This window comes from Stenotrophomonas sp. GD03777 (assembly GCF_029842485.1).
Classification (GTDB): domain Bacteria; phylum Pseudomonadota; class Gammaproteobacteria; order Xanthomonadales; family Xanthomonadaceae; genus Stenotrophomonas; species Stenotrophomonas sepilia.
Genome location: NZ_JAOCGL010000028.1, coordinates 1 through 12,027, shown reverse-complemented (window position 1 = coordinate 12,027; position 12,027 = coordinate 1). Strand labels below are relative to the sequence as shown.

Genomic DNA, 12,027 nt, shown 5'->3' with positions numbered 1-12,027 from the left:
ATGAACCAGTCCAAGCGCATCGATCCCCTGCTCAAGCGGGCCCAGGAACATGAGGACGCGGTCGCCCGCGACCTGGCCGAACGCCAGCGCGTGCTCGACACCCATCTGTCGCGACTGGACGAACTGCGCCGCTATGCCGAGGAGTACGCCAACGCACAGATGGCGGCGACCAGCCCGGCACAGTTGCTCAACCGCCGCGCCTTCCTCGATCGACTGGACAGCGCGGTCGAGCAGCAGCAGGCCACGGTCAATGGCAACCGCGAAAAAGTGGAGGCCGAGCGCGCACGCCTGATCCTGGCCAGCCGTGACAAGGCGGTGCTGGAGCAGCTGGCCGCCAGCTACCGGGCGCAGGAAAAGGTGGTGACCGACCGCCGCGACCAGCGCGAGATGGACGACATTGGCGCACGGCGTGCACGCCTGGTGCAGGCCGAAGACCAGGACGGCGCCGAGCAGGGAGGCCGCTCGTGATGCCCGCCCCGCTCGCCAGCAGCGCCAACACGGCCACGCCCGCCACCAGCAACAGTGCCGCACGCGCCTCGCGCAGCGAAGGCGGAAAGGACTTCAGCCAGCTGCTGCAGGGCGGCGCACCGTCTGCACCCACGCCAGCCGGGAGCGCCACGACACCGATGCCATCCACGCCGAGCCAACCATCGACCGCCGACAGCAATGGCCAGGCACCGGGTGAACGCACCGCGGACGCCGAAGCGGCAACTGCTGAAACGCCGTCGCTGCCGCCCGTTGCCGTGACCCCGGCTGGACCCGGCACCGAAAAGAACAAGCCCGCCCCGACCGAGGACGCCCCGTGGCCACCGCCCGGCCTGGCCGGCCTGGTGCTGGCGATGCCGATGCCTGCCGATCCGGCCGCTGCTCTGCCGACCACCGCTGCACCGGCGCTGGCCAGCGACGGTAGCGCGCTGCCTGCTGCTGCCCCCGCCACGAACCCGACACTGCCTGCAGACGCACCGGCGACGGCCACCACAACCCCAGTGGCGGCTGACGCCAAACCGGCGGCGACCAGTGCGGACGGTGCCACGGCGCTGCCACTGCCGGAGATGATCCTGCCCGGCAAGCGCAGCGAGCGCGGCGAAGGCAGTGACGTGGCCGCCGTTGGCGACCGCGCCAGCACACCCCTGCTGCACGCTCCGGCAGCAGCCGCCGTACAGGACCTCAAGGCGGCGCTCGCCGCCGGCAATGCGATCTTCAATGGCGAGCCGACGCCGAAACCCGTGCTGGGTGACGATGGCTTCGACCAGGCCATCGGCGCACGCCTGGGTTGGCTGGCCGACCAGAAGATCGGCCACGCCCACATCCGCCTGAGCCCGGACGACATGGGCCCGGTCGACGTGCGCCTGCAGTTGAACGGCGACAAGGTGCATGCCAGCTTCAGCAGCCCGCACGTGGACGTGCGGCAAGCGCTGGAAAGCAGCCTGCCGCGCCTGCGCGAGCTGCTGGGCGAACAGGGCTTCCAGCTGGCCCACGCCGATGTCGGCCACCAGTCCCCGGGTGGTGAGGGCAATGCGCCGGGCCAGCCCGGTGGCAGCGGCATCATCGGCGACGGAGAACCGACGCCGGGCGATGCCAGCGTGTCGTCGGCGCAGTTGATCCGCCAGCGCGGACTGCTGGACGCCTACGCCTGACAGGCGTGCCGACCAAGGTTGGCACCTACCGGCACAGGGTTCCGACGGAATTCCGTCGCATCCCGCTGCCCGGCCTTCGGCATGCCCCTTGCATATCCCGGTGAAGCAACCCTCAGGAGCTTCACCCGTGGCCGCAGCCGCTGACAAAACCAAGAAGACCGCAGAGAAGGACAAGGCCGCCAAGCCGCGTAGTCCGATCCTGATCACCGCGCTGGTGGCCGTACTGGCCGCCGCTGCCGCCGGTGGCGGCGTGTGGTTCTTCACCCAGTCCAAGCACGAAGAGAAGACCGCGCAGGCGCCGAAGAAGAGCGCGACCCCAGCCCCGGCACAGTACTTCGCGCTGGACCCGGCCTTCGTGGTCAACCTCAATGGCCCGGTCGACGGCCCGCGTTACCTGCAGCTGGAGGTCCAGCTGATGACCCGCGACCCGGCCGCGCTGGAAGCGATCAAGACCCACGCCCCGGCCATCCGTGCGCGCCTGCTGATGCTGTTCTCGCAGGTCAGCCCGGACCAGATCGCCGATGTCGCCGGCAAGCAGAAGCTGCAGGCCGCCTCATTGGCCGAGGTGCAGAAGGTACTCAAGGCCGAGACCGGCAGCAACGGCGCCGACGATCTGCTGTTCACCAGCTTCGTGACCCAGTAAGGGCCCACCGATGAATGATCTGCTGTCCCAGGACGAGATCGATGCCCTGCTCCACGGCGTGGACAGTGGCGCGGTCGAGACCGATGCGGAACCCCCGTCAGGCGAAGCGCGCTCGTACGACTTCGCCAGCCAGGACCGCATCATCCGTGGTCGCATGCCGACCCTGGAAATGGTCCATGAGCGCTTCGCGCGCCTGTGGCGGATCGGCCTGTTCAACCTGATCCGCCGCTCGGCCGAACTGTCGGTGCGCGGCATCGAACTGATCAAGTTCAACGACTACATGCACTCGCTGTATGTACCGACCAACCTGAACCTGATCCGCTTCAAGCCGCTGCGCGGCACCGGCCTGATCGTGTTCGAGCCGACCCTGGTGTTCGCCATCGTCGACAATTTCTTCGGCGGCGACGGGCGCTACCCCACCCGCATCGAGGGCCGCGAGTTCACGGCTACTGAAATGCGGGTCATCCACCTGCTGTTGAAGCAGACCTTCGCCGATCTGCGCGAAGCGTGGGCACCGGTGATGGATGTCGACTTCGAGTACATCAACTCGGAGATCAACCCGCATTTCGCCAACATCGTGACCCCGCGCGAATATGTGGTGGTGTGCCGCCTGCACGTCGAGCTCGACGGTGGCGGCGGCGACATCCACGTCACCCTGCCCTACTCGATGCTGGAACCGATCCGCGAACTGCTCGACGCCGGCATCCAGAGCGACCGCAACGACCGCGACGAGAGCTGGGGCAAGACCCTGCGTGAGCAGCTCAACGTCGCCGAAGTCACCCTGTCCAGCGTGCTGGCCAGCAAGCGCATGACCCTGCGCGACCTGACCCAGCTGAAGGTCGGCGACATCCTGCCGATCGAGCTCAGCCCGCAGGTGCCGCTATGCGTGGAGAACATCCCCGTGTTCACCGGCGAGTTCGGCATCGCCAACGGCATGAACGCCGTGAAGATCACCGCTACCCATCCGCCGGGCACCCGCCCGCGCGTACCCGTCATCCAGGAAGACCCGCAATGAACGATATCGACGCCCTCGAACCGACCCCGGCCCAGTTCAGCAGCCTGCAGGCCGATGAGACAAATGGTCCGGACCTGAACCTGGACGTGATCCTCGATGTGCCGGTGACCCTGTCGCTGGAAGTCGGTCGTGCCCGCCTGCCGATCCGCAACCTGCTGCAGCTCAACCAGGGCTCGGTGGTGGAACTGGAACGCGGTGCAGGCGAATCGCTGGACGTGTTCGTCAACGGCACCCTGATCGCCCACGGCGAAGTGGTGGTGATCAACGACCGCTTCGGCGTGCGCCTGACCGACGTGGTCAGCCCCAGCGAGCGTATCCGGAGACTGCGTTGAGCCTGCTGGCCTCCACCCTGCTCGCGGTCGGCAAGGCCGCCGCGCCGATCGGCCCGCAGGTCGGCCAGCATGCGGCCGCCGCACCCAGCCTGTTCGGTGCGGTGCTGGCGCTGCTGGCGGTGCTGGCGCTGGTGATCGGCCTGGGCTGGCTGCTCAAGCGCATGCCTGGCAGCGGCTTCCGCCCGGCCGAAGGCATGAAGCTGGTAGCCAGCCTCAGTGTCGGCGCCAAGGAGCGCGTGGTGGTGGTGGAGGTCAATGGCCAGCAACTGCTGCTGGGCGTCACCGCCGGCGGCATCAATACCCTGCATACCCTGCCCGAGCCGCTGCCGCCACCGGCACCGGTGCGCGTGCCGGACTTCAAGAACCTGCCGAATTTCGCCCAGCTGCTGCAGCAGCGGCTGCGCAAGGATCCCTGACATGCGTGTCACCCGTACCCGACTTGCCACCCTGATGCCGTGGCTGCTGTTGCTTGCCCTGTGCCTGTTGCCGGCGCTGGCGTTGGCCGCGCCCGGCGCGCCGGCCACCCCTCTGCCGGACGTCAACGTCGGCAAGATCGGCGGCCAGCCGGTCAGCCTGCCGCTGCAGACCCTGCTGCTGATGACCGCGATCACCCTGATCCCGTCAATGCTGCTGGTGCTGACCTCGTTCACCCGCATCATCATCGTGCTGGGCCTGCTGCGCCAGGCGCTGGGCACCGGCCAGACGCCGTCCAACCAGGTGCTGCTGGGCCTGGCCCTGTTCCTCACCGCAATGGTGATGATGCCGACCTGGGACAAGGCGTGGAGCGCGGGCATGGCGCCCTACCTCAACGGCGACATCGACTTCCAGACCGCATGGACGCTGACCACGCAGCCACTGCGCGGCTTCATGCTGGCGCAGATCCGCGAGACCGACCTGATGACCTTTGCCGGCATCGCCGGGCATGGCACCTACGCCAGCCCCGACGCGATCCCGTTCCCGGTGCTGGTCGCTTCGTTCGTCACCAGTGAACTGAAGACCGCCTTCGAGATCGGATTCCTGATCTTCATCCCGTTCGTGATCATCGACCTGGTCGTTGCCAGCGTGCTGATGTCGATGGGCATGATGATGCTGTCGCCGATGCTGGTCTCGGCGCCCTTCAAGATCCTGCTGTTCGTGCTGGTCGATGGCTGGGTGCTGACCGTGGGTACGTTGGCGGCGAGCTTCAATCCGGCCTGATATCCCCCGTAACGCGCAGTCGAGCAGGGCTCGACTCTACATGAGCAGATGGAACCCGAATGTCTCCCGAACTTGCCCTGACTGAACTGCGTGGCGGCCTGATCACCGTGTTGTGGGTGGCCGGCCCGCTGCTGCTCACCGTGCTGGTGGTGGGCGTGGTGGTCGGTGTCGTGCAGGCCGCGACCCAGCTCAACGAACCGACCATCGCCTTCGTCGCCAAGGCGGCAGCGCTGACCGCAGTGCTGTTCGCGCTGGGCAGCCTGCTGATCGGCCACCTGGTTGAATTCACCACGCTGCTGTTCCAGCGCATCCCACACCTGATCGGCTAGGGCACGCGCTTCGATGGACGCCGCGACACAGATGGCGGCCGACGGCCTGCAGGCCTTCGGCATGATCGGCACGGTGCTGTGGACCATGCTGCGCATCGGCGCAGTGGCCATGGCCATGCCCATGGTCGGCACGCGTGCGGTGCCATCGCGGGTGCGCGTGGTGCTGGCCGGCACCCTGGCCATCGCACTGGCCCCGCTGCTCCCCCCGGTACCGGACTGGACCGGCTTCGACGCGGCTACCGTGCTGACCATTGCCCGTGAACTGGCCATTGGCGTATCCATCGGCTTCCTGCTGCGGCTGGTGTTCGAAGCCGGTGCGATGGCGGGCGAACTGATCGCGCAGGGCACCGGCCTGGCCTTCGCGCAGATGAGCGACCCGCTGCGCGGTGGTACCTCCGGCGTGATCGGACAGTGGTTCTATCTGCTGTTCGGACTGCTGTTCTTCACCGCCAACGGCCACCTGGCGCTGATCTCGCTGCTGGTGGACAGCTATCGCGCGCTGCCGATTGGCGCCCCGCTGCCTGATCCCCATGCCTTCTTCAGCATCGCTCCGACCTTCCTGCTGACCGTACTGCGCGGTGCGCTGACCCTGGCCATCCCGCTGACCGTGGCGATGTTGGCGGTGAACCTGGCCTTCGGTGTCCTGGCGCGTGCCGCCCCTGCGCTGAACCCGATCCAGCTGGGCCTGCCGGTCTCGCTGCTGCTGGGCCTGTTCCTCCTGGCGCTGCTGGCCGGGGAAATGGGGCCGCCGGTACAGCGCCTGTTCGACGCCGCCTTCCAGGCCGCGGACGCGGTCACACGCTGACCCGGTCATCACGTATTGCCGCTTGAAGTCCCCCCCGGTCTGCGCGTTAGAGTGAATGCGCGGCAACCGGGGGGATGCCGCACCTGGCCGGCGCCCGTTCGCGTTGGCCTGCCTCATGCATGCCCCACCGTGGTTTCCGTCGACAGGCAGGTCCGGGAGACTGACGAATGCTGGTAGGCACGTACAACCCGTGGCTGGTGGCGATCTCACTGCTGGTCGCCGTGATGGCGTCGTACACGGCGCTGGCCATGGCAGGGCGCACGGTCACCGCCCCGGGCAGGGCAGCTGCCTGGTGGTGGCGCCTGGGGGGCGGATTCGCCATGGGCCTGGGTGTCTGGTCGATGCACTTCATCGGCATGCTGGCCTTCGATCTGCCCATTGCACTGGGCTACGACCTGCCCATCACCCTGCTCTCGCTGGCCCTGGCGATCGCCTCGTCGGTGTTCGCACTGTGGCTGGTCTCACTGCGTACCCTGCCCCATCCTCGATTGGCCGGTGGTGCCCTGCTGATGGGCACCGGCATTGCCGGCATGCACTACGTCGGCATGGCAGCGATGCGCATGCAGCCCGGGATCGACTACGACCCGGGCTGGCTGCTGCTCTCCCTGGTGGTGGCGGTGGCCGCTTCGTGGACCGCGCTGTACGTGGCGTTCCGCCTGCGCGCGCAGCGCACCCGCGTCGGTGACCGGTTGGCGGCCGCCGGCCTGCTCGGCCTGGCCATCGTCGGCATGCACTACACCGGCATGGCCGCCGCGCGTTTCCCGGAAGGCAGCATTTGCGGCGCCGCGGTCGGTGATGGCCTGCAGAGCGAGTGGCTGGCGATGCTGGTGGTGGTGTTGACGGTTGCGATCCTGGCGGTGGTGCTGGTGGTCTCGTGGCTGGACCAGCGTGTGGAGGCGCAGCTGCTGCGGCTTCGCAACTCGATGCTGAGCACCTCGTTGACCGATGCCCAGCAGGAATTGACCCAGGCCGCACTGCACGACCCGCTGACCCGCCTGCCGAACCGCCTGCTGCTGCAGCGGCGCATCGTGCAGGCGCTGGCCGAAGCCGAACAGGGCGGCAGCCGTTTCGCGGTGATGTTCATGGACCTGGACGGATTCAAGCAGGTCAATGATGCCTACGGCCATCAGGCCGGCGACGCACTGCTGGTGGCGGTGGCCGAGCGTACCCGCCAGCTGCTCCGGCCCAACGATATGCTCGCCCGTCTGGGCGGCGACGAATTCGTGCTGGTGGTGCGCATCGAGCACGACGAGGACCTGCCCACCCTCGCCCGGCGCATCCTGCAGGCGGTGGGCAGCGGCCCGTTGCTGCCGGACAACGAACTTCAAGTGACCGCCAGCATCGGCGTGGCGATCTGCCCCGACCACGCTGCCAGCGAGCGCCAGTTGATGGCCTTCGCCGACGCGGCGATGTACCAGGCCAAGGAATCCGGACGCAACGCCTTCGTGCTGTTCGCCGACTGGATGAACGACAGTGCCGAGCAGCAGTTCCGGCTGCTGGCCGACCTGCGCCGTGCGATCGGCAGCGAGCAGCTGTTCCTGCACTATCAGCCGAAGATCCGCGTGGCCACCCAGAAGGTGGCCGGTGCCGAAGCGCTGATCCGCTGGAAACACCCGGAGCACGGACTGATCCCACCGGACCGCTTCATCCGCCTGGCCGAACGCAGCGGCGCGATCAACGAGATCGGTCGCTGGGCACTGGACCAGGCCTGCCAGCAGCTGCGGCGCTGGCGCGACGCCGGGCATGAAGGCTGGTCGATGTCGGTGAACCTGTCGCCGGTGCAGTTCAGTTCGCCACACCTGCTGCAGGATGTGCGTGAAGTGATCGAACGCTATGGCATTGCCCCGCGCCACCTGGTGCTGGAGATCACCGAAAGCACGGTCATGCGCGATACCGATACCAGCCTTCGCCTGCTGCAGGCGCTGTCGGCGCTGGGCGTGGGCATCTCCATCGACGATTTCGGAACCGGCTATTCCAGCCTGCTGTACCTGAAGCGGCTGCCCGCCACGGAGATCAAGATCGACCACGCGTTCGTGCGTGACCTGGAACACAGTGCGGAGGACGTGGTGATCGTCTCTGCGATCGTGGCGCTGGGCCATGCCCTGGACATGGACATCGTCGCCGAAGGCGTGGAAACCGCCGCGCAGCGCGCCTACCTGGAGCGCCTGGGCTGCGACTTCCTGCAGGGTTATCTGCTCGGCCGCCCGGTCGACGCGGCGCGCTTCATGCAGCTGCACGACCTGCCCCGGCCGCGGGTGGAACTGGCGCAGAGCCCACCGCCGCAACACCCGCCCGGCTGACTCCGGGCCGCGCGCGCCCCATCACGCAGCAGTTCCTGCGACACGTTCCTGTAGAGCCGAGCCGACACTCGGCTGCGCTTCTCGCCTGGACACAACCGCAGCCGAGCGTGGGCTCGACCCTACAACACCGGCGGTGGGCAGCACCACGCCACGCGTGGAACAGTTCTTGCACGCACCTGGGCAACCCCAGCCGCAGTGCCCGTGATGTCCGAGAACGAATCCGCCGGAGAAAAGACCGAACAACCGACCGAAAAACGCCTGCGCGACGCCCGTGAACAGGGCAACCTGCCGCGCTCGCGCGAACTCGGCACCGCCGCCGTGTTCGGCGGCGGTGTGCTGGCGGTGATGGCCATGAGCGGCTCGATCGGCCGTGGCGCCACGGCCTGGATGAAGCAGGCGCTCAGCCCGGAACAGAGCCTGCGGCAGAACCCGAAGGAACTGTTCGGCCACTTCGGCGACCTGCTGTTGCAGTTCATGCTGGTGATCGCACCGCTGGTGCTGGTCTGCCTGCTGGCCAGCTTCGTCGCCCCGCTGGTGATGGGCGGCCTGCGCTGGTCGCAGAAGGCGTTGCTGCCTGACATCAACCGCATGAACCCGATGAGCGGGCTCAAGCGCCTGTATGGCCCCGAGGCGATTGCCGAGTTCACCAAGTCGCTGCTGCGCGTGGCCTTCGTCGGTGTGGCCGCCGGGCTGGTGGTCTGGACCGGCTTTGACACCCTGCGCGGGCTGATCCACCACCCGCTGGAGACCGCCATCACCGACGGCCTCGGCTTCACCCTGCGCCTGCTGCTGGCCACGGCCGGCGCGATGCTGGTGCTGGCCGCCATCGACGCGCCGTACCAGCGCTGGAACTGGATGCGCAAGCTGAAGATGACCCGTGAAGAGCTGCGCCGGGAAATGAAGGAAAGCGAAGGCAGCCCCGAGGTGAAGGGCCGCATCCGCCAGCTGCAGCAGCAGATGGCCAACCGCCGGATGATGGAAGCGGTGCCCACCGCCGACGTGGTGGTGGTCAACCCCACCCATTACGCGGTGGCCCTGAAGTACGAAGGCGGCGCCATGAACGCCCCCACCGTGGTCGCGCTGGGCGTGGACGAGACCGCCCTGCGCATCCGTGAAGTGGCCGACGGCAACAAGGTCGCGATCGTCTCCGCCCCGCCTTTGGCACGCGCCTTGTATCGGGAAGGCCAACTCGGAAAGGAAATTCCCGTGAGACTGTATTCGGCCGTCGCCCAGGTCCTGTCCTACGTCTACCAGCTGCGCGCCTGGCGCACTGGCCCGATGCCGGACGCCCCGCACATCCAGGTGGATGAATTCGGCAAGGGAGGCCGCCCGTGAGCGCCCAGCCCGCCACCGGATTCAACACCCGCCGCGCCCTGGAAATGATCCGCCAGGGCCTTGGCGCGCCGCTGATCGTGCTGGCCCTGCTGGCCATGGTCGTGGTGCCACTGGCCGCGCCTGTCCTCGATGCGCTGTTCACCTTCAACATCGCCATCTCGCTGATGGTGCTGCTGGCGGTGGTCTACGTGAAGCGCCCGCTGGATTTCACCATCTTCCCGATCGTGCTGTTGATCACGACCATGCTGCGGCTGGCGCTGAACGTGGCCTCCACCCGCGTGATCCTGCTCAATGGCCAGAACGGGCACGATGCCGCGGGCAAGGTCATCGCCGCCTTCGGTGAATTCGTGATCGGCGGCAACTACGCGGTCGGCATCGTGGTGTTCGCGATCCTGACCATCATCAACTTCGTGGTCATCACCAAGGGCGCCGGCCGCGTCTCGGAAGTGACCGCGCGCTTCATCCTCGACGCGATGCCCGGCAAGCAGATGGCGATCGACGCCGACCTCAACGCCGGTTTGCTGACGCGTGAAGAAGCCAAGCTGCGCCGCGAGGAAGTCCGCGAGGAAGCCGACTTCTACGGTGCGATGGACGGTGCCAGCAAGTTCATCCGCGGCGACGCCATCGCCGGCATCCTGATCCTGTTCATCAACATGCTCGGCGGCCTGGCCGTGGGCGTGCTGCAGCATGGCATGCCGTTCGGCGAAGCCGCCGCCACCTATACCCTGCTGTCGATCGGTGACGGCCTGGTGGCACAGCTGCCGGCGCTGCTGGTCTCCAGCGCGGTGGCGATGCTGGTCACCCGCGCCTCGCGCTCGCAGGACATGGCCCAGGCCATGACCGGCCAGGTGTTCGGCCAGTACCGGGCGCTGGCGATCACCGCCGGCATCATCGGCCTGGTCGGCCTGGTGCCGGGCATGCCCAACGTCGCTTTCCTGACGCTGGCCTCGATCCTCGGCTTCATCGCCTGGAAGCTGTATCGCAAGACCAAGGCACCGGCTGCCGATGCGACAGGCAGTGGCACCGATGCCGCCGCGCTCACTGCGCTCGGCCGCCCGGCCGCCGCGGCCCCCACCGCCGAACTGAGCTGGGACGAACTGCGCCCGGTCGATCCGCTGGGCCTGGAGGTCGGCTATCGGCTGATTCCGCTGGTGGACAGCAACCAGGGCGGCGAACTGATGGCGCGCATCAAGGGCGTGCGTCGCAAGCTGACCCAGGATGTCGGCTTCCTGATCCCGTCGGTGCACATCCGCGACAACCTGGAACTTCCCGCCAACGGCTACCGCGTGCTGGTGCACGGCGTACCGGTGGCCACCGCCGAGATCCACCCCGACCGCGAGCTGGCCCTGGATCCAGGCAGCGCGCTCGGCGCACTGGAGGGCATTGCCGGCAAGGATCCCGCGTTCGGCCTGGATGCCACCTGGATCCAGCCGCACCAGCGCGCCCAGGCCGAAACGCTGGGCTACACGGTGGTCGACCCGGCCACCGTGGTCGCCACCCATCTGTCGCACCTGATCCGCGAACACGCGCCGGAACTGCTCGGCCACGAAGAAGTGCAGCACCTGCTGGCCAACCTGGCCAAGAGCGCGCCCAAGCTCGTCGAAGATCTGACGCCCAAGGCGCTGCCGCTGTCGGCGGTGGTGCGCGTGCTGCAGAACCTGTTGGTGGAGCGCATTCCGATCCGCCAGCTGCGCAAGATCGCCGAAGCGCTGGTCGAACATGCGCCCGCCAGCCAGGACCCGGCCGTGCTGACCGCCGCGGTGCGCACCGCACTGGGCCGCTTCATCGTGCAGGAGATCGCCGGAATGTCGGCGGAGCTGCCGGTGTTCACCCTCAACCCGCAATTGGAACGTGTCTTGCAGGAGTCCACGCAGGGCAACGGCGCCGCGCTGGAACCCGGACTCGCTGAGCGACTGCACCAGAGCCTGGCCGAATGTGTCAGCAAGCAGGAAGCCCGCAACGAGCCCGCGGTCGTGCTGGTACCTGGCCCGGTGCGCGCCGCGCTGGCCCGCCTGGTCCGCCACAGCGTTCCGTCGCTGTCGGTGCTGGCCTACAGCGAGGTGCCGGAGGACAAGCGCCTGAAGCTGGTCGGAACGATCAGCTGACGCCCGCCCGCCGATGCGCCAGAAAACAGACACCGCTTTCGAACCAACGCAACTGACAGACACCAAGGGGAACCCGCACCGTGCAAACCACCGACCACCCGAGTTCCCCGACCGCCACCCCGCCGTCTTCGCCCCGTGACCACAGCATGAAAATCAAACGATTCGTCGCCGCCGACATGCGCTCGGCCATGAACCTGGTGCGCAAGGAACATGGTCCTGACGCCGTGATCCTGTCCAACCGCCGGATCGAGGAAGGCATCGAGATCGTCGCCGCCGCCAACTACGACGAGAGCGCGGTGCAGCGTGCGCTGGAAGCCTCGCGCCGTGAC

At 67.8% G+C, this 12,027-nt stretch carries 12 protein-coding genes and 1 pseudogene; all 13 read left to right on the top strand.

Features of this window, described 5'->3' with window-relative positions; all coding sequences use genetic code 11:
* Positions 1-468 carry a flagellar export protein FliJ gene (gene fliJ / locus N5E02_RS08545; protein ID WP_005416437.1) on the top strand — a complete coding sequence of 156 codons (468 nt, stop codon included), beginning with the start codon at positions 1-3 and terminating at the stop codon, positions 466-468.
* Entirely contained in the window at positions 468-1,637 is a 1,170-nt protein-coding gene (locus N5E02_RS08540) for a flagellar hook-length control protein FliK (protein WP_279946180.1), read from the top strand. Before fliJ ends, N5E02_RS08540 begins: the two co-directional genes overlap by 1 nt.
* Positions 1,638-1,764: 127 nt before the next feature.
* A complete protein-coding gene (locus N5E02_RS08535) occupies positions 1,765-2,280 on the top strand; it encodes a flagellar basal body-associated FliL family protein (RefSeq protein WP_005416435.1) in 516 nt (171 codons plus the stop codon).
* Between the two features lie 10 nt (positions 2,281-2,290).
* On the top strand, positions 2,291-3,295 hold the full coding sequence (gene fliM, locus N5E02_RS08530) for a flagellar motor switch protein FliM (protein ID WP_005416434.1): 1,005 nt from the start codon (positions 2,291-2,293) through the stop codon (positions 3,293-3,295).
* On the top strand, positions 3,292-3,627 hold the full coding sequence (gene fliN / locus N5E02_RS08525) for a flagellar motor switch protein FliN (RefSeq protein WP_279946179.1): 336 nt from the start codon (positions 3,292-3,294) through the stop codon (positions 3,625-3,627). The genes fliM and fliN overlap by 4 nt, the downstream gene beginning before the upstream one ends.
* Positions 3,628-3,644: 17 nt before the next feature.
* Positions 3,645-4,043 carry a flagellar biosynthetic protein FliO gene (gene fliO, locus N5E02_RS08520; RefSeq protein WP_171956126.1) on the top strand — a complete coding sequence of 133 codons (399 nt, stop codon included), beginning with the start codon at positions 3,645-3,647 and terminating at the stop codon, positions 4,041-4,043.
* Between the two features lies 1 nt (position 4,044).
* Positions 4,045-4,824, top strand: a complete 780-nt coding sequence (gene fliP, locus N5E02_RS08515) for a flagellar type III secretion system pore protein FliP (RefSeq protein WP_049460579.1) — start codon at positions 4,045-4,047, stop codon at positions 4,822-4,824.
* A 59-nt stretch (positions 4,825-4,883) separates the two neighbouring features.
* Positions 4,884-5,153, top strand: coding sequence for a flagellar biosynthetic protein FliQ (locus N5E02_RS08510; protein ID WP_005413254.1), 270 nt, complete (start codon positions 4,884-4,886; stop codon positions 5,151-5,153).
* Between the two features lie 13 nt (positions 5,154-5,166).
* The gene (gene fliR / locus N5E02_RS08505) at positions 5,167-5,958 is read left to right on the top strand and encodes a flagellar biosynthetic protein FliR (RefSeq protein ID WP_049460577.1); all 792 of its coding nucleotides are present in this window, start codon (positions 5,167-5,169) and stop codon (positions 5,956-5,958) included.
* Positions 5,959-6,125: 167 nt separating this feature from the next.
* The gene (locus N5E02_RS08500) at positions 6,126-8,258 is read left to right on the top strand and encodes a bifunctional diguanylate cyclase/phosphodiesterase (protein WP_065196749.1); all 2,133 of its coding nucleotides are present in this window, start codon (positions 6,126-6,128) and stop codon (positions 8,256-8,258) included.
* Positions 8,259-8,462: 204 nt separating this feature from the next.
* Positions 8,463-9,593, top strand: coding sequence for a flagellar biosynthesis protein FlhB (gene flhB, locus N5E02_RS08495; RefSeq protein ID WP_065184906.1), 1,131 nt, complete (start codon positions 8,463-8,465; stop codon positions 9,591-9,593).
* A gap of 44 nt (positions 9,594-9,637) precedes the next feature.
* The gene (gene flhA, locus N5E02_RS08490) at positions 9,638-11,698 is read left to right on the top strand and encodes a flagellar biosynthesis protein FlhA (RefSeq protein WP_171974417.1); all 2,061 of its coding nucleotides are present in this window, start codon (positions 9,638-9,640) and stop codon (positions 11,696-11,698) included.
* Between the two features lie 146 nt (positions 11,699-11,844).
* Positions 11,845-12,027 (top strand): annotated as a pseudogene (locus tag N5E02_RS08485) (flagellar biosynthesis protein FlhF); the annotation flags it as partial.

Coding starts and splice junctions, on each gene's coding strand:
- fliJ (WP_005416437.1), top strand. CDS start 1: ATGAACCAGTCCAAGCGCATCGATCCCCTGCTCAAGCGGGCCCAGGAA.
- N5E02_RS08540 (WP_279946180.1), top strand. CDS start 468: ATGCCCGCCCCGCTCGCCAGCAGCGCCAACACGGCCACGCCCGCCACC.
- fliM (WP_005416434.1), top strand. CDS start 2,291: ATGAATGATCTGCTGTCCCAGGACGAGATCGATGCCCTGCTCCACGGC.
- fliN (WP_279946179.1), top strand. CDS start 3,292: ATGAACGATATCGACGCCCTCGAACCGACCCCGGCCCAGTTCAGCAGC.
- fliP (WP_049460579.1), top strand. CDS start 4,045: ATGCGTGTCACCCGTACCCGACTTGCCACCCTGATGCCGTGGCTGCTG.
- N5E02_RS08510 (WP_005413254.1), top strand. CDS start 4,884: ATGTCTCCCGAACTTGCCCTGACTGAACTGCGTGGCGGCCTGATCACC.
- fliR (WP_049460577.1), top strand. CDS start 5,167: ATGGACGCCGCGACACAGATGGCGGCCGACGGCCTGCAGGCCTTCGGC.
- N5E02_RS08500 (WP_065196749.1), top strand. CDS start 6,126: ATGCTGGTAGGCACGTACAACCCGTGGCTGGTGGCGATCTCACTGCTG.
- flhB (WP_065184906.1), top strand. CDS start 8,463: ATGTCCGAGAACGAATCCGCCGGAGAAAAGACCGAACAACCGACCGAA.
- flhA (WP_171974417.1), top strand. CDS start 9,638: ATGATCCGCCAGGGCCTTGGCGCGCCGCTGATCGTGCTGGCCCTGCTG.